The organism is Streptomyces sp. NPDC042002 (assembly GCF_055588305.1).
Genome location: NZ_JBVJCT010000029.1, coordinates 1 through 16,620, shown reverse-complemented (window position 1 = coordinate 16,620; position 16,620 = coordinate 1). Strand labels below are relative to the sequence as shown.

Annotated in this window: 16 protein-coding genes, 1 other RNA gene and 1 pseudogene; 10 read left to right on the top strand and 8 right to left on the bottom strand. The window is 72.8% G+C overall.

Features of this window, described 5'->3' with window-relative positions; translation table 11 throughout:
• Nucleotides 1–82: 82 nt before the first annotated feature.
• Nucleotides 83–253, bottom strand: coding sequence for a hypothetical protein (locus ACZ6KY_RS31025; protein WP_469313578.1), 171 nt, complete (start codon nt 251–253; stop codon nt 83–85).
• Nucleotides 254–301: 48 nt separating this feature from the next.
• Nucleotides 302–2,794 (bottom strand): hypothetical protein, encoded by a 2,493-nt coding sequence (locus ACZ6KY_RS31020; protein WP_469313577.1) that lies wholly within the window; start codon nt 2,792–2,794, stop codon nt 302–304.
• A gap of 269 nt (nt 2,795–3,063) precedes the next feature.
• Here ACZ6KY_RS31020 and ACZ6KY_RS31015 point away from each other — a divergent pair, with 269 nt between their 5' ends.
• From ACZ6KY_RS31015 to ACZ6KY_RS31000, 4 genes are all read left to right on the top strand, one after another.
• Nucleotides 3,064–3,924 carry a Nif3-like dinuclear metal center hexameric protein gene (locus ACZ6KY_RS31015; protein ID WP_469313576.1) on the top strand — a complete coding sequence of 287 codons (861 nt, stop codon included), beginning with the start codon at nt 3,064–3,066 and terminating at the stop codon, nt 3,922–3,924.
• Nucleotides 3,921–4,664 (top strand): zinc ribbon domain-containing protein, encoded by a 744-nt coding sequence (locus ACZ6KY_RS31010; protein WP_469313655.1) that lies wholly within the window; start codon nt 3,921–3,923, stop codon nt 4,662–4,664. Before ACZ6KY_RS31015 ends, ACZ6KY_RS31010 begins: the two co-directional genes overlap by 4 nt.
• A 12-nt stretch (nt 4,665–4,676) precedes the next feature.
• Complete coding sequence (locus tag ACZ6KY_RS31005; protein WP_469313575.1) at nt 4,677–6,260, top strand: bifunctional RNase H/acid phosphatase; 1,584 nt, start codon at nt 4,677–4,679, stop codon at nt 6,258–6,260.
• 83 nt (nt 6,261–6,343) lie between these two features.
• Nucleotides 6,344–6,577, top strand: a complete 234-nt coding sequence (locus ACZ6KY_RS31000; protein ID WP_469313574.1) for a zinc-binding dehydrogenase — start codon at nt 6,344–6,346, stop codon at nt 6,575–6,577.
• Nucleotides 6,578–6,594: 17 nt separating this feature from the next.
• Here ACZ6KY_RS31000 and eda read toward each other — a convergent pair whose 3' ends face one another.
• Entirely contained in the window at nt 6,595–7,239 is a 645-nt protein-coding gene (gene eda, locus ACZ6KY_RS30995) for a bifunctional 4-hydroxy-2-oxoglutarate aldolase/2-dehydro-3-deoxy-phosphogluconate aldolase (RefSeq protein ID WP_469313573.1), read from the bottom strand.
• Nucleotides 7,240–7,266: 27 nt separating this feature from the next.
• Between eda and ACZ6KY_RS30990 the strand changes: the two genes are divergently transcribed.
• Nucleotides 7,267–7,434: a hypothetical protein gene (locus ACZ6KY_RS30990; RefSeq protein WP_469313572.1), complete on the top strand. Its 168-nt coding sequence runs from the start codon at nt 7,267–7,269 to the stop codon at nt 7,432–7,434.
• Between the two features lie 18 nt (nt 7,435–7,452).
• On the opposite strand, the gene yaaA is transcribed toward ACZ6KY_RS30990, so the two are convergent.
• The gene (gene yaaA, locus ACZ6KY_RS30985) at nt 7,453–8,253 is read right to left on the bottom strand and encodes a peroxide stress protein YaaA (protein ID WP_469313571.1); all 801 of its coding nucleotides are present in this window, start codon (nt 8,251–8,253) and stop codon (nt 7,453–7,455) included.
• A gap of 127 nt (nt 8,254–8,380) precedes the next feature.
• Between yaaA and ACZ6KY_RS30980 the strand changes: the two genes are divergently transcribed.
• The 4 genes and pseudogenes from ACZ6KY_RS30980 (at nt 8,381) to rnpB (ending at nt 12,214) form a co-directional block, all read left to right on the top strand.
• The gene (locus ACZ6KY_RS30980; protein ID WP_469313570.1) at nt 8,381–9,814 is read left to right on the top strand and encodes an RNB domain-containing ribonuclease; all 1,434 of its coding nucleotides are present in this window, start codon (nt 8,381–8,383) and stop codon (nt 9,812–9,814) included.
• Between the two features lie 187 nt (nt 9,815–10,001).
• On the top strand, nt 10,002–10,820 hold the full coding sequence (locus ACZ6KY_RS30975; RefSeq protein WP_469313569.1) for an AraC family ligand binding domain-containing protein: 819 nt from the start codon (nt 10,002–10,004) through the stop codon (nt 10,818–10,820).
• Nucleotides 10,821–10,902: 82 nt separating this feature from the next.
• A pseudogene (locus tag ACZ6KY_RS30970) lies at nt 10,903–11,730 on the top strand (DMT family transporter); the annotation flags it as partial.
• A gap of 70 nt (nt 11,731–11,800) precedes the next feature.
• An RNA gene (gene rnpB, locus ACZ6KY_RS30965) (RNase P RNA component class A) lies at nt 11,801–12,214 on the top strand.
• 204 nt (nt 12,215–12,418) lie between these two features.
• Here the strand turns inward: rnpB and ACZ6KY_RS30960 are convergent.
• From ACZ6KY_RS30960 to ACZ6KY_RS30950, 3 genes are all read right to left on the bottom strand, one after another.
• On the bottom strand, nt 12,419–13,771 hold the full coding sequence (locus tag ACZ6KY_RS30960) for a hypothetical protein (RefSeq protein ID WP_469313568.1): 1,353 nt from the start codon (nt 13,769–13,771) through the stop codon (nt 12,419–12,421).
• A 182-nt stretch (nt 13,772–13,953) separates the two neighbouring features.
• A complete protein-coding gene (locus tag ACZ6KY_RS30955; protein WP_469313567.1) occupies nt 13,954–14,322 on the bottom strand; it encodes a MazG-like family protein in 369 nt (122 codons plus the stop codon).
• Nucleotides 14,323–14,373: 51 nt separating this feature from the next.
• Nucleotides 14,374–14,919, bottom strand: coding sequence for a DoxX family protein (locus ACZ6KY_RS30950; protein ID WP_469313566.1), 546 nt, complete (start codon nt 14,917–14,919; stop codon nt 14,374–14,376).
• Nucleotides 14,920–15,051: 132 nt separating this feature from the next.
• On the opposite strand from ACZ6KY_RS30950, the gene ACZ6KY_RS30945 reads away from it, so the two are divergent.
• Entirely contained in the window at nt 15,052–15,378 is a 327-nt protein-coding gene (locus tag ACZ6KY_RS30945) for a nuclear transport factor 2 family protein (RefSeq protein ID WP_469313565.1), read from the top strand.
• A gap of 363 nt (nt 15,379–15,741) precedes the next feature.
• Here ACZ6KY_RS30945 and ACZ6KY_RS30940 read toward each other — a convergent pair whose 3' ends face one another.
• Entirely contained in the window at nt 15,742–16,506 is a 765-nt protein-coding gene (locus ACZ6KY_RS30940) for an ABC transporter ATP-binding protein (RefSeq protein ID WP_469313564.1), read from the bottom strand.
• Nucleotides 16,507–16,620 lie beyond the last annotated feature (114 nt).

The window sequence follows — 16,620 nt, the reverse complement described above, 5'->3', positions numbered from 1 at the left end:
ACTGCTCGTGTCGCGTCCGCCGGGCGCTGTCCTGCCCGACCAGTCCTGCGGCCCGTCAGGCCGCCGTGATGTCTGCCGCCCGTCAGACCGTCGTGGTCTGCTGGCCGGACGGCTTGCGGTGGCGGCCCTGAGGGGTCGCCTCGTCGTCGTGGCCGGAGACCGGGCCGCGGTGTCTGCCGTGGCCTTCGGACCGGGCCGCCGACGTCTCGTGGACGTTCGTGCCCGGTGCTTCCATGGTGCTGAAGTCGTTCATTGAAGTGTTCACCCCGTATGCAAGATCCTTCTTTACAGCCGGGGGATTCTAACGTGCGGTCATCGCGCGGGAGTCGGAGGGTGACGTTTCTTCGCCCGCGTCGTCCCTTTTCTCCGCGTCCGTGTGGGCTACCGCACTCGTTCCGCCGACGCGAGGGGCGGTCCACGGTCCGGCGTCTTCCTGGTACTCCGCGGGCGCCTGCGGGGCGACGGGGAGTGCCGAGGCGGGTCCGGCCTCGAACTCCGGACGGTTCACCGTGGGCCTCAGGGCGACCTGCCCCCTGAACTCCCCGAAGGTGTGCGGCGCGTCGGCGCTTCCGCTCCCGAGCCCGATCCCGCTCCCGAGGTCCGTGCCGGACGGGAGCGTTCCACCGGCCCTGGTGCCGAGGCTCATGCCGGGTGGGGGTGTTTCGGCGACCTTGGTCCAGAGGCTCGGCTCGGTGGTGGGTGGTTCAGTGGTCTTGGTCCAGAAGTTCGGCGCGGGCGAGAACGGTTCGGGCGTCGCGTGGCCGGGGCCCGCGATGGCCGGGAGCCGTTGGCCGGTTCCGTGGCCCGTGACGGCCGGGAGCGGTTCGGCGGTCCGGGCGCCGTGACCCGTGACGGGCGGGAGTGGCTGGGCGGGCGGGAGTGCCCCGGCGGGCGTTGTCCTGCCGGCACCGGCACCGGCATAGGCGCGGGGAGCGGTACCGGCGCTGGCCTCTGAGCCGACGTCAGTACCGGTCCATGAACGGACGTCGGCGCCGGCGCCTGAACCGGCACTGGCGGCGTTACCCGCGCCCGCACTCGCACCCGCACCGATTCTCATGACCGGCGGGAGTGGCTCCGTCGTTTCGATGTTGAGGGTCATGCCGCCCGGGAGTGTTCCGTCGGCCCTGGTCCTGAGGCTCATGCCCGGTGGAGGTGTTTCGGCGACCTTGGTCCAGAGGCCGGGCTCGGTCGTGGGCTCGGTCGTGGGTGTTTCGGTGACCCTGGGCCGGAGCTTCGGTTTCGGTTCGGCGGTGGGTGTTTCGGACACCCTGGTCCAGCGGCTCGGCTGAGGCGGGACGGGTTGGGTGGTCTCGGTGGCGCGTCGCGCGACGGGCCGGAGCGGTTCTGTCTTCTCGGTGGTGGGCCGAACGCCGGGCGGGAGCGCTCCGGCTGTCTCGTCGCCGAGGTTCGTATCGGCCCGCCTGGCTCCGGCGGGTGCGGTCCTGGCGGTGAGGTTCGTCACTGTCGGCAGTGTCTGCGGGCCCTCGGGCGCGGGGCCCGTACCGGCGTGCGATGCCCCGGCGGCGGCTTCGTCGATGCCGTGGATCGCTTCGTCTCTCAGGTTTCTCAGGTCTCTCGGGAAGCGAACGGTGTCCGTTCTCAGAGCCAGGCGGACCGAGAGCGGTCGCGCCGGGCCGGTCCTCGGGGCCGGGTGGAGCGAACCGGCCGGCGGGGCGCTCTTGAGGGGCGCCTGCTGGAGGGGGACGGGTCGCGGCGCGGGGCGCTCCGGATGAGCCGGCTCCCACGTGTCCGGCTCACTCGCCCCCTCGGGTGCCTCCAGCCGCGCGACACCGCACGGGACGAGCCCCGTGGTGTACGGCAGCTTGAGCACCCCCTCCACGGTCCACAGGCCGGTACCGGGCAGCCAGCCCCCGGGCGCCGGGCGATGGTGGATCCGGCGCTCGGACGGGCGCCACACGCCCACCCAGGTGCCGCCCGGTCCGTCCATGCGCAGGGCGACGGCGCAGGACTCCGGGGTCAGCACCTGGCCCGGCTGGATCGCGAACGGGCTGATCGAACAGCCCGTCGCGGTCAGGCAGTCCGGGAAGCGGACGGGCAGCGTGCTGCCGAGCACCCCCCAGCCCAGACGGTCGCGGCCGGGGGACGGCGCGTCGGAACGGATGAGCAGAAGTCCGCTGTCCGCGTCCGCGAGGAGCAGCCGGTCGTTGCTGTGCTCGGCGATCTGGAGAAGCGGCGACACCTCTCCGCCGCGCTCCAGGTCGACGACCACGGTCTTGGTGCGGCCGTTCTGGAAGCGGTCCAGCGCGAGCAGCCGTCCCGTGGCGTCCAGCCACACCCCTCCCGAGCAGTGGCCGGGCACCTCGGCCAGATGCTCCGGACCGAACGCCCCGCCCGCCACCAGCCACACCGCCGTCGACCCCCGGCCCACCGCGAGGGCGTACGCGCGTTCCCCGTCCGGCGCGGGCGGCAGCAGCCGCAGCTCGGTGCCGGCGTCGGGGCACTCCACCGCGCCGAGCGGGAGTTCGCCGGTGCCCGGCCCGGTCGGGTAGAGGAGGGAGAAGGCGTGCCGTCCGTCGTCCGAGCGATGGATCAGCACCCTGCCGTCCGTCAGCGGCAGCACCTCGGTGCCGGGCTCCTCCGGCTGCGGGCCGGGCAGCGGTACGGCGTACGGCTCGGGGCCGTCCAGCGTCCAGCGCTCCGGGTACCAGGACTCGCCGTCGCGGGCGAGCCGCGCTCCGTAGGTGCCGTCGGCGGTGATCACACAGCCGGGACGGGCGGCCCACCGGCTCGCGTCGCCGCCGTACTCCGCGCCGTTCTCGCGCTCGCTCTGCATCACGGGTTTTGTCGCACCGGCCGTCATCTTTCGGTCACCTCCGGCGACGAAGGTAGTTTTCGCACGCACAGACGGGGGAGCGACGGGCTGCTGCTTCACACATAAGGGTGGCCATGTCGGGATTCGCCTGAGGGAACGTGCCGGATGTGCTGAACGATGGTGGGGAGACAGGTCCGGGGCGGGGGAACCGCGTTCCGCCCGCCGCCCGAGCGCCGGTCCCGTGGTCCGCGACCGGTCGGACAGGGACGTAAGGCAGGTAGCCTTTCCCCGTGCCCCGTCTGTCTGAAGTCATCGCCGCGCTCGACGCCCTCTGGCCCCCGGAGCGGGCCGAGGGGTGGGACGCGGTCGGCACCGTCTGCGGCGACCCCGACCAGGACGTCACGCGCGTTCTGTTCGCCGTCGACCCGGTCCAGGACATCGTCGACGAGGCGGTGAAACTGGACGCCGACCTGCTCGTCACGCACCACCCGCTCTATCTGCGCGGTACGACGACCGTGGCGGCCGGGACCTTCAAGGGCCGTGTCGTGCACACGCTGATCAAGAACGACATCGCGCTGCACGTCGCCCACACCAACGCCGACCGCGCCGATCCGGGAGTCAGCGACGCGCTCGCCGGTGCGCTTGACCTGCGGGTCGTACGACCCCTCGTGCCGGACGCCACCGACCCCGAGGGCCGCCGTGGCCTCGGCCGCGTCTGTGAGCTGGACCACCCGCTGACCCTGCGCGAGCTCGCCGCGCGGGCCGCCGAGCGGCTGCCCGCCACCGCGCAGGGCATCCGCGTCGCGGGCGACCCCGAGACGCTGGTGCGGACCGTCGCGGTCAGCGGCGGCTCCGGAGACAGCCTCTTCGACGACGTGCGCGCCGCCGGCGTGGACGCCTTCCTCACCGCGGACCTGCGACACCACCCGGTGTCGGAGGTCATGGCGGATCACGCCCACAGTCCTCTCGCGCTGCTCGACGCGGCGCACTGGGCCACCGAGTGGCCCTGGTGCGAGCTGGCCGCCGCCCAGCTCGACGAGATCTCCGACCGGAAGGGATGGGGACTGCGCGTCCACGTCTCCCGGACGGTCACCGACCCCTGGACCGCCCACGCGGCCTCACACACCGACACATCAGGAGCCCCCAACTGAACGCCGCGCCCGCCGACCAGATCCGACTTCTCGACGTCCAGACCCTCGACGCCCGCCTGCAGCAGCTCGCGCACAAGCGGAGGTCGCTGCCCGAGCACGCCGAGATCGAGTCGCTGAACAAGGACCTCACCCAGCTGCGCGACCTGCTCGTCGCCGCGCAGACCGAGGAGAGCGACTGCGCCCGCGAGCAGACCAAGGCCGAGCAGGACGTCGACCAGGTGCGTCAGCGCGCCGTCCGCGACCAGCAGCGCCTCGACTCGGGTGCCGTCACCTCCTCCAAGGACCTGGAGAACCTCCAGCGCGAGATCGTCTCCCTCGCCAAGCGCCAGGGCGACCTGGAGGACGTCGTCCTGGAGGTCATGGAGCGCCGCGAGTCCGCCCAGGAGCGGGTCGCCGAGCTGACCGAGCGCGACGCCTCCGTCCAGGCGAAGATCGACGACGCCACCGGGCGCCGTGACGCCGCCTTCGAGGAGTTCGACGGCGAGGCGGCCACGCTCACCAAGGAGCGCGAGGTCATCTCCGCCTCGGTGCCCGCCGACCTGCTCAAGCTCTACGACAAGCTGCGCCTCCAGCAGGGTGGCGTCGGCGCCGCCCGCCTCTACCAGCGCCGCTGCGAGGGCTGCCGCCTGGAGCTCAACATCACCGAGGTCAACGATGTGAAGGCGGCCTCCCCCGACACCGTGCTGCGCTGCGAGAACTGCCACCGCATCCTCGTGCGTACGTCCGAGTCCGGCCTGTAGGGAGTCCGGCGCGTGCGGGAGTTCATCGTCGAGGCCGACGGAGGTTCCCGGGGCAACCCGGGGCCCGCGGGCTACGGCTCCGTGGTCATCGACGCGGCCACCGGGGAGACGCTTGCGGAGCGCGCCGAGTACATCGGCGTCGCCACCAACAACGTCGCGGAGTACCGGGGCCTGGTCGCCGGTCTTGAGGCGGCCCGCGACCTCGACGCGGCCGCGCGTGTCCGGGTCCGGATGGACTCCAAGCTCGTCGTCGAGCAGATGTCCGGACGCTGGAAGATCAAGCACCCGGACATGAAGCCCCTGGCGGCGCGGGCGGCCCGGATTCTCCCGTCGTCCCAGGTCACGTACGAGTGGATGCCGCGCGAGCGCAACAAGCACGCGGACCGGCTGGCCAACGAGGCGATGGACGCCGGCAAGCGCGGCGAGGCCTGGTCGCCGTCGGCGTCGACGGCGGAACTGGACGCCCGGGCGGCGCGGACCGCGCCGCCCGAGCCGACGGGCCCGCCCGGGGACGCGAGGGCCGGCGCGGCGAAGGCGCGAGCGGCCCTGGCGCCCGCTGAGGGGCGCGAGGAACGGCGCGACGGGCCACACTCGGCTGGTAGTCGGGCGACGACCGTGGGTCCCGCCCCGTCATCCGGCGGCGTAGCCGCGAGGCCAGTGAGCGACGCGGCGCCCTCTCAGGGGCGTGAGGAACGGCGCGACGGGCCACACTCGGCCGGCAGCCGGACGGCGGTCACGGGCCCCACCCCATCACCCGGCGGCGAAGCCGCAAGGTCGGGGAACGATGCGGCGCCCGCTGAGGGGCGCGAGGAACGGCGCGACCGGCCACACTCGGCCGGCAGTCGGGCGACGGTCACGGGTCCCACCCCGTCGCCCGGCGGCGAAGCCGCGAAAAGGGTGGATGACAAGCGGGCCGCGCAGAACGTGGCCACCACCGCACCGACGACCGGTTGGGGCGCGGCCCCCGACATGGGCGCCCCCGCCACCTTCGTGCTGCTGCGGCACGGCGAGACCCCGCTGACCCCGCAGAAGCGGTTCTCGGGCAGCGGCGGCAGCGATCCGTCGCTGTCCGACGTGGGCCGGGAGCAGGCGGAGCGGGCGGCCGCGGCGCTGGCGGCGCGCGGCACGATCCAGGCGATCGTGGCCTCCCCGCTGGCCAGGACCCGGCAGACCGCGGGGGCCGTCGCCGCCCGGCTCGGCCTCGACGTCGTCATCGAGGACGGCCTGCGCGAGACGGACTTCGGCGCCTGGGAGGGACTGACCTTCGGCGAGGTGCGCGAACGCCACCCGGAGGACCTGAACACCTGGCTCGCCTCACCGGAGGCCGAACCCACCGGCGGCGGCGAGAGCTTCGCCGCGACCGCGCACCGCATGGCGGCCACCCGCGACAAGCTGATCGCCTCCTACGCCGGCCGCACGGTCCTGCTCGTCACGCACGTCACCCCGATCAAGACCCTCGTACGACTGGCCCTCGGCGCCCCGCCGGAGTCCCTGTTCCGGATGGAACTGTCGGCGGCGTCCCTGTCGGCGGTGGCGTACTACGCGGACGGCAACGCGAGCGTCCGCCTCTTCAACGACACCTCGCATCTGCGCTGACCTCAACCGCGCCGACCCGGTACGGGTGCCGACCTCAACCGCGCTGATTCCGTACGTGCGTTGACCTCGTCGGCGTCGCCGTCATGTGCGGTGATGGCGTCCTCGCCGGCCTCATCGGCGCCGGCGGCGCGCTCGCGAAGGATCTCGGCGGTCTCCCGGTCCGCCGGGCCCACTTCGAGTCCATGAACAGGGCGTTGGAGCTGCACGGGACGCGCCCGGTCGTGGACCGCGTCCTCGGTTTCGACGAGGTGCGGGAGGCGTTCCGGTACTACGAGAGCGGCGTGGCCTTCGGCAAGGTGGTCATCCGCGTGAACTGAGCGAGAGCGGGCCGTGGTTACCGGCGCAGCGCCGACGCCTCCCGCGCCAGGTTCTCCACCCGGCGCCAGTCCCGCGCGGTGATCGCGTCGGCCGGGAGCATCCAACTTCCGCCCACGCAGCCAACGTTGGGGAGCGCGAGGTAGTCAGGCGCGCACTCGGGGCCGATGCCCCCCGTCGGGCAGAACCGCGCCTGCGGGAGCGGACCCGCCAGTGACTTCAGGTACGCCGTGCCGCCCGCCGCCTGCGCGGGGAAGAACTTCATCTCGCGCACCCCTCGCTCCAGCAGCGCCACCACCTCCGAGGTCGTGGACACCCCCGGCAGGAACGGCACCCCGGACGCCTTCATCGCGTCGAGCAGTACGTCCGTCCAGCCGGGGCTGACCAGGAAGCGGGCGCCCGCCGCCACCGACTCGGCCACCTGCTCCGGCGTCAGGACCGTGCCCGCGCCCACCACCGCGTCCGGCACCTCGGCCGCGATGGCCCGGATCGCGTCGAGCGCCGCCGGGGTCCGCAGGGTCACCTCGATCACCGGCAGTCCACCGGCGACCAGCGCCCGTGCCAGCGGCACGGCGTCGACGACATCCTCGACCACGACGACGGGGACCACGGGCGCGAGATCCAGGACGGAGGCACGCGGAGACGGGGGCGATGACGAAGCCATGCCCACATCCTGCCCGGGGTGTGCAGCATGCGCAAAGATCGTTGCGCATGCTGCAACGCTACGATCTCGCTGCCGGTGCTGCCGGTGCTGCCGGTGCTGCCGGTGCTGCCGGTGCTGCCGGTGCTGCCGGTGCTGCCGGTGCTGCCGGTGCTGCCGGTGCTGCCGGTCAGGCGGCTCTGGCCGAGCAGTGGGTGACGGCGAGGCGGTTGCCGCTCAGTGGATCTCCCTCACCACCACGTCGAGTGCCCACGGCCTGCCCGTCCTGCCGGGCGCCTCCGCCTCCACCGTGTATCCGAGGTCCCGCAGCGCCTCCACCAGCTCCGCCGGGTTCTTCGGCGCGGCGCTCGCGGTGAGCAGGCTTCGGACGATCTTGCCCTTGGTCGCCTTGTTGAAGTGGCTGACGACGGAACGCTTCTCGACCCCGTTCACCCACTGCGCGTGCAGCACCCGTACGGTCGCCGTCCGCCCCGCGACCTCGCCCTTGGGCTTCCACGCCGCCGTGTACGCCGAGGACCGCAGGTCCAGCACGAGCCCGTCGCCCGCGGCCTCGGGGAGCGCGGCGGCCATCGGCGTACGCCAGTGCGCGCCCAGCGCTCCGACGCCCGGCAGCTTCACGCCCATCGAGCAGCGGTACGAGGGGATCCGGTCGGTCACCCGCACCGCGCCCCACAGACCGGAGAAGACGAGCAGCGAACGGCCCGCGCGCCGCTTGGCGGGGGTGTCCAGCGAGGCCAGGTCCAGGGCGTCGTACAGGACCCCCGTGTAGATCTCCCCGGCAGGGCGGGCGCCCGCGGTCCGTAGCTCCGTGTTCTTCCCGATCTCGCCGCGCAGGCCCTCGCTCAGTCCGAGGACCTCGCGGGCCTTCTCCTCGTCCGCCACGCACAGCTCGACCAGCTCGTCGAGGACCGCCTGGCGCGCCTCCATGAGACCCGGCAGGGACAGCGACTCCGGCTTGAGCGCGGGTCCCCGGCCGGAGGGCGCCTTGCCTTCGGAGGGCGGCAGCAGCACGAGCACGGTTGGTTCTCCTCACGGTGGATATGGCCCGCGCCAGCCTACGGGGTACGACCGAGCCGCCTCAGCCGCCCGGTTCCGCCGCTCGGCTCGGCGTGCTCAACGGTCGGCCCCGGCCTACGCTCGACCCATGCCTCGCCGTCACGTCCGCGTCACCGGTGCCCCGGAGGCTCCGCTGCGAGCCGCCCTCGGCGCGTTGCGGACCACGCTCGGCGTACCCGAGAGCTTCCCGGCCGAGGTCCTCGCGGAGGCCGGGCGGCCACCCCGCCTGCCCTCGGACGACGCGACGGACATCCCCTTCTTCACCATCGACCCGCCGACGTCCAACGACCTCGACCAGGCGATGCACCTGTCACGCCGTGAGCGGGGCGGTTACCGCGTCCAGTACGCCATCGCCGACGTCGCCGCCTTCGTGACACCCGGCGGAGCCCTGGACGCCGAGGCGCACCGGCGCGTGGCGACCCTCTACTTCCCGGACGAGAAGGTCCCCGTCCACCCGCCCCAGCTCTCGGAGGGCACCGCGAGCCTCCTCCCGGACCAGACCTGCCCCGCCGTCCTGTGGACGATCGACCTCGACCCGGACGGCCGCACGGAGACGACCGCCGTCCGCCGAGCCCTGGTCCGCAGCCGCGCCAAGCTCGACTACGCGGGGGTGCAGGGGCAGATCGACGCGGGAACGGCGGAGGAACCGCTCGCCCTGCTCAAGGACATCGGCACCCTGCGCGAGGCCCTGGAGGTCGAGCGCGGCGGCATCTCGCTCAACGTGCCCGAGCAGGAGATCGTCGAGCAGGACGGGACGTACGAACTCGTCTACCGGGCCCCGCTGCCCGCCGACGGCTGGAACGCGCAGATCTCCCTGCTCACCGGGATGGCGGCGGCCGACCTGATGCTCGCGCACGGCACGGGAGTGCTGCGGACGCTGCCCGCCGCGCCGGACGGGGCCGTCGGACGGCTGCGCCGCACCGCGCGGGCCCTGCGCATCGACTGGCCGCACCACGTCTCGTACGCGCAGCTCATCCGCTCCCTCGACCCGCACCGCCCGCACCACGCCGCCTTCCTCCAGGAGTGCACGACGCTGCTGCGCGGCGCCGGGTACACCGTCTTCCGGGACGGGGTGCTCCCCGAGGTCACCGCGCACGCCGCCGTCGCCGCGCCCTACGCCCACTGCACGGCCCCGCTGCGCCGGCTCGTCGACCGCTACTCCTCGGAGATCTGCCTCGCGGCCGCCGCCGGCCGGCCGTCTCCCGAGTGGGTCCTCGCGGCCCTCGACGCCCTGCCCAAGGAGATGGCGGAGGGCAGCAGGCGCGCGGGCACCGTCGAGCGCGAGTGCGTCGACATCGTCGAGGCCGCGCTGCTCAAGGACCGGGTCGGCGACCTCTTCGAGGCCTGCGTGGTGGACGTACAGGAACACGAACCCACGGTCGGCACCGTGCAGTTGGAGTCCCCGGCGGTGTTCGCCCGGATCACGGGCGGCACGACGAAACTGCCCCTGGGCGAACGCCTGCGGGTCCGCCTCACCCAGGCCGACCCCGGAACGGCGAAGGTGCAGTTCGCACCCGCTTGACCCCTGGGGGCAGAACGCCGGCATGAAACGGGGGACGCGCGTGTTGGCCTCGTAGCAGCGACCGCTGCGAACACGGCGGCAAGGGGGAGAGACGGCCATGGCCGGACGGGGAGAGGCGACCGCGACCGTACGGCGTGGACCGACGGCGTCCGCAAACAGATCCGCGAAGGAATCCGCGAAGGGACCCGTGAAAGAAGAGGCCCGTTGGACCCGGGCCACCCTCGGTCGGGACGGCCGGCCCCTGGATCTGCTGACCGCCCGCTTCGACCGGCACCGCTACGCCCCGCACGCCCACGACGAGTTCACCATCGGTGTCTGTGTCGGCGGCTCGGAGATCATCGACTACCGCGGCGGCCACATCCGGACCGGCCCGGGGTCCATCGTCGTACTGGCCCCCGGCGAGATGCACACCGGCGGTCCCGCCGCCTGCGACGGCTACGCCTACCTGGCCCTGTACGCGGAGCCGTCGCTGCTCTCCGAGGGTGCGGTCGGCGGCCTCCCGCACTTCCGCGAACCCCTGCTCGACGACCCCGGACTCGCCGCAGCGCTGCGCGCCGCGCACACCGAACTGAGCGCCTGCCCCGACCCGTTGGAGGCCGAGTCCCGCTTCCCGTGGCTGCTCGCCGCGCTGGCCCGGCGCCACTCCACGGCCCGCCCGGACCGCGACGAGATCCCGGGCGCCGCGTACATAGCCGACGCCGTACGGGACCGCCTGGCCGACGAACTCCAGGACCCGCCCTCCCTCGCCTCCCTCGCCATGGACCTGGGCCTGTCCCGCTACCAGCTCCTGCGCGCCTTCCGTACGACGATGGGGATACCGCCGTACGCCTGGCTGGCCCAGCACCGGGTGAACCGGGCCCGCAGGCTCCTGGAGTCCGGACTGCGCCCCGCCGAGGTCGCCGGGCTCGTGGGCTTCGCGGACCAGGCGCATCTGACACGCTGGTTCCGCCGGGTGCTCGGGGTGACACCGGCGGCGTACCGCGCGAGCGTGTTCCCGTCACCGTAAGGCGGACGGCCACGGCCACCGGCACCGGCGGCGCGCAACAGCGTTCAAGACGGCCCGCCGGGCGGTGACCGAGACTGCCGCCATGACTGCACGCGGCTGGTTTCTGTTCTCCCTGATGGGAGTGATCTGGGGCATCCCCTATCTGATGATCAAAGTGGCGGTGGACGAGGTGTCCCCGTCGGTGGTGGTGTTCACGCGATGTGCGGTCGGCGCGCTGCTGCTGCTCCCCTTCGCGATCCGTCAGGGCGGCCTGACCAGGACCGTACGGGCCCACTGGCGCCCGATGCTGGCCTTCGCGATCATCGAGATCATGGTCCCCTGGTGGACCCTGACGGACGCCGAACGCCATCTCTCCAGCTCCACCGCGGGCCTGCTCATCGCCGGGGTGCCGATCATCGGCGTGGCCGCGGCCCGCTTCTTCGGCGACACGGAACGGCTCGGCGCCCGGCGGATCGCGGGCCTCGCGCTCGGCCTGTCCGGCGTCGCGGTCCTCACGGCCCCGCATCTGACCGGCGGCGACACGCGCTCGCTCGTCGAGGTACTGCTGACGGTCGTCGGCTACGCCACCGCGCCGGTCATCGTCGCCCGTCACCTCAAGGACGTACCGTCGCTCCACCTCACGGCCCCCTGCCTGGCCCTGGCGGCGCTGGTCTACGCCCCGGCGGCGGCCGTCACCCGGCCGGACGCGATACCTTCCGGACAGGTCCTGGCCTCCCTCGCGGGCCTGGGCGTCATCTGCACGGCCGTCGCCTTCGTGGCCTTCCTCGAACTGATCAAGGAGGCGGGCCCGACCCGGGCGACGGTGATCACGTACGTCAACCCGGCGGTCGCGGTCGCGGCGGGCGCCGTCTTCCTGGACGAACGCCTGACCCCCGGAATCCTCGCCGCCTTCGCCCTCATCCTGGCGGGCTCGGTCCTGGCCACGGCGACTGCCGGTCCGCGGCGTCCCGCCCGCCCGGTACCATGGTCGACACGGCAGACGAGCCGGGCGGACGGCCGCGTGAAGTCCCCTTGGGGGCTTCCCGAGGAACGTCCGGGCTCCACAGGGCAGGGTGGTGGCTAACGGCCACCCGGGGTGACCCGCGGGACAGTGCCACAGAAAGTAAACCGCCGAGAACTCCGGTTCCCGGTAAGGGTGAAACGGTGGTGTAAGAGACCACCAGCGCCTGAGGCGACTCAGGCGGCTAGGTAAACCCCACCCGGAGCAAGGTCAAGAGGGGCCGCTTTCCCGGAAGAGAAGGCGGCTCTGCGCGGACGTTCGAGGGCTGCCCGCCCGAGTCCGCGGGTAGACCGCACGAGGCCGGCGGCAACGCCGGCCCTAGATGGATGGCCGTCTCCCCGGCCGCCGCGAGGCGCCCGGGCGACAGAACCCGGCGTACAGCCCGACTCGTCTGCCCTCAGGGCTCCGACCTGGTCCTATGACCTGGGTCGGGGCCCTTCGGTATGTCCGGGAGAACTCCGGCTCGCTTCCCCTGAACTCCGGCTGCGCTGTTGTCCGGGCCGCAGCCCGCAGCATGGACGCGCGGCGGCCCGCACCCCGGCCGTCGGTCGGGGTGCGGGCCGCCGTCCGGGCGCCATGAGGCCCGGTTCCCGCAGGGTCAGTTCGTGACCGTGAACCAGGTGGCGCGGGACTTCTTCCACTCGGCGTGGGTGAGGTCCTTGGCCTCCGTGCCGTCGCCGTACAGGTCGGCGGAGCCGTCGTCGGTGATCAGCTGGACGCGGGCGCCGGACACGGTGAGGTCCGGGACGTCGACGACCGCCTCCCAGCCGCCGGGGTCCGAGGTGGGCAGGTCCAGGCGCTTGACCGGCGCGTGCGCCGGGTCGCCGTCCCAGGAGTAGAGGGCGTACGGGTCCGAGTTGTCGTCGGCGGCCCAGGAGCCCGCCACGATCAGATACTGGTTCGAGGCGTTCTTGCGGATGTCGCGGATCGCCAGACCGCCGAGGTCGAGTTCGATCGGCGTGCCGAAGGCGGCCGCCGTGCCGCTGCTCAGCACCTTGTCGAAGTTGGTGACCGGCACGATGAGGGCCTTGCCGCCGGCCACCGCGGGGGCCAGCGGGGCGCGGAAGCCGACGTAGGCCGTGGTCGTCGAGCCCGGCGCGAACTCCAGGCCCTCCACGTTGAACCCGTCGATCTCCTTCGGGATCTCGCCGTCCGCGGTGCCGGCCGCGAAGCCGTAGCGGTTGTTGTTCGCCTTGTCCCAGGCGACGAGGTTGTCCCGCAGCTTCTTGTACGAACGGCCGTACGTCAGGGCGGTCGAGGCGCCGGAACCGGTCACCGTCGTGGTGAAGACCGTGTTGCGGTCCGCCTTGTACTCGCCGTCCTTGTTGTTGCCGAGCGAGCCCGTCCAGTAGATCGTGTCGCCGACGCGGGTGGCGGCCTCGATGTCGATCTCCTTGGAGGCGCCGATGTTCGAGGAGAAGTCCCAGGTCTTGACCGGAGCGCCCGACACCGAACGGTCGTACAGGCGCAGGACGTTGGACTCGTCGTCCGCGACGACGGTGTAGCCGCCGCCCGCGTCGACAGCCGCCGAGGCGTCGCTGGAACCGGTGAAGTACCGGCTGTCGGAGGCGTATTGGACGGCGGCCGACGCGGCGTAGTGCAGTGTCTTGGTGGCCGTCTGGCCGTCGACCCCGGTCACCTTCACGGTGAGGTCGGTGTAGCCCTCGCCGCGCGCGGCGACGACGACCTTGCGGGTGGCGCCCGTGCCGGTGACGCTGACGTCCGCCGTGGTCGCCACCGCGGTCTTGCTGCTCTTGGTGACCGTGACGGTGAGCGCGCCGACGTCGGCCCCGCTCTGCGCGACGGTCACGTTCACGGCCGGATCGGCGGTCGCGCCCACCGCGCCCGACAGATACGTGGCCGACAGCGAAAGGCTCGGTGTGCCGTAACTCGCCGCCTGTGCCTGGCTTCCCAGACCCACGGCCGTAAGCGTCAGCACGCCTCCGATCATGGCGACTGTCCTGCGGCCTGTGGAGAAAACGTAGTCCTGCACGGGGACCCTTTCGTCGGCTCTGCGTCGACGAGAAGGCTGAGCTGTGATCGCCAACTCCAGGCCGCGCGTACACATCCGTGGAGTGAACACTTCCGGTCACCCGGGCGCGGCCGAAAAGGGTCGCTGACTCCCGTACCTCGTCAGGGGGTTGGGGGCGCGCCGAGCGAGCGGGCGGCGACGGATTCCAGGTGGGCGGTGAAGACCTCGCGCGCGTCCGGCGCGAGCGTGCGCAGCGCCACCATCGCCGTGATCACGACGTCGCACAGCTCCGACCGGACGTCGTCCCAGGTGTGGCTCACGCCCTTGCGCGGGTTCTGGCCCGTCGCGCCGATCACCGCCTGGGCGACCTCGCCGACCTCCTCCGACAGCTTCAGCACGCGCAGCAGCAGGCCCTCCCGGCCGCCGTGCGCCCGGTTGGCGTCCAGCCAGGCGTGCAGCCGGTCGATCGTGTCCCAGAGGTCGTCCTCGGTGATGCGCTCGGCCGGGGCGTCCTCGGCGTGGTCAGCCATGGAGCCAGCCTCCCCCACGTCGGCGGGGCCGACTCCTGCTCGTCGGGACCGCTACTCCTCGAACAGGGTTTCCTGCTCACCCTCCCGCGCCTTGCGCACCCGCTTGTTCCGGGTGCCCACGACGACCGCGGTGACCGCCGCCGTCGTACCGAGGGCGATCGGCACCATCCAGCCGCGGTTCACCGCGTGGCCCATCAGATGGTCGAGGGAGAGCCGGCCCGGACCCGTCACCGCGAGGCCCGCAGCCGCCAGGCCGAGCGACGCCGTGTACTCGTAGCCGCCGCTCTGCGCGAAGAACCCGTTCGGTACGTGGACGGCAGCCGCGCCCGCCATCGCGCCGGCCGCCGCGGCGCCGGCCGCGGGTGTGGCGAGCCCCAGGGCCAGCAGGGTGCCGCCGCCCGCCTCCGCGAGGCCCGCCGCCCGGGCGCTCGCCTTCCCCGGCGAGTAGCCCATGGCCTCCATGGCCGCCCCGGTGCCTTCGATGCCGCCTCCGCCGAACCAGCCGAACAGCTTCTGCGCTCCGTGCGCGGCCAGTACGCCGCCCGTGCTCAGACGGAGCAGCAGCAGTCCCAGATCACGCCGGTCGATACAGGTCACGGTGACTCCCAGTGCAGACAGCGGCAACGGTTCCCTCCCGGGTGTCCACCGTCGCACCGATCGGACGGGCCCGGCGTCCCCGCGCAGCCGTTCGGGTGGCGGGCGCCGGGGACCGGTGTGAGTCTGGCTCCCATGACAATCCAGGTAGCGAAGCTCAGCGACCCGGCCGTCCGGGCCTTCGTCTCCGCGGTGAACGCCCATGACCGGAACGCCTTCGATGCGCTTCTCGCGCCGGGCGCCACCATGTCCGACGACGGCTCCGACCGTGATCTCGACGACTGGACCGACCGGGAGATCTTCTCCTCCCGCGGCCACATGGACGTCGACAACGAGTGCAACGGCGGGCGTTCCCTTGTCGTGCGGTACCGCAACGACACCTGGGGCGAGATGAAGACGAAGTGGAGCTTCATCGTCGACGAAGGCGGCAGGATCAGCCGCTTCGAGACCGGCCAGGCGTGAGGGTCCGTCGTACGGGTCGGGCGTGACGCTCCGTCGTACGGGTCGGCGTGACGCTCCGTCGTAACGGTCACGTGTGACGGCCCGTCATGAAGACCTGGCGTTAAGCCCGTTGCGCGACCAGGCGAAGTCGGCTGTCGCGCGGGCCGGTCGTCCCTCTCCGCCGCGTCGGCCGGACGTATCGCCAAGGGCCGCTCACCGAAACGCGGTTGACCGAGGTAGGTCGACGGCTTGCTCGGCCGGTGAGCGGCCAGGGGGTGTACACGGGACGCACAGGGGCGTAGGGGAAGCGCGTGCGGGAGGTGCGCAACGGCGGGCGGGCCGCCCCGGGTTCAGCGGTCCCGGGCCGGCCGAGGCCCCGCGGGGTCAGTAGCCCTGGGCGGCGCCGTACTGCTGCGCGTACTGCTGCTGACCCGGCAACTGGGCGGACGGCTCCGGGGCGGACCGGCGGGCGCCGCCCTGCTCGGTCAGGCTGATCTGACCGGCCTTGATGGTCGCGAGGCGCGGCGCGCGGCGGGCGATGGACGAGTCGTGGGTGACCATGATGAAGGTCAGCCCGTACTCGTGCCACAGCCCTTCGAGCAGGCCCATGATGTCGTCACGGGTACCTTCGTCGAGGTTGCCGGTCGGCTCGTCGGCGAGCAGCACCTTCGGCTTCTTGACCAGCGCTCGGGCGATGGCGACACGCTGTTGCTGACCGCCGGACAGCTCGGTCGGGACGTGCGTGAGCCGTTCGCCGAGGCCGACCGAGCGGAGTGCCTCGGCGGCCCGCTCGCGCCGGTCGGCGGGCTTCACCCCGAGGGGGACGAGGGCGGTCTCGACGTTCTCCTGCGCGTTCAGCGTCGGGATGAGGTTGAACGACTGGAAGATGATGCCGATCTTCTCGGCCCGCAGCCGGGTCAGCTTGGCCTCGCTGATGGAGGCGAGGTCCACGCCGTCCAGCTCGACGCTGCCGGAGGTCGGCCGGTCGAGACCGCCGATCATCTGGAGCAGCGTCGACTTGCCGCCGCCGGTGGGGCCCTGGATGACGAGCTGGTCGCCGTCCTCGATGGTGAGGTCGACGCCGCGCAGCGCCTCGACCGTCTCCTTGCCCCGCGTGTAGCGCTTGGTGACGCCGGTGAGCTTGTACATGAGGTTCTCCGAGGATGAAGGGGGTGGGGGGGGGGGGGGGGGGGGGGGGGGGGGGGGGGGGGGGGGGGGGGGGGGGGGGGGGGGGGGGGGGGGGGGGGGGGGGGGGGGGGGGGG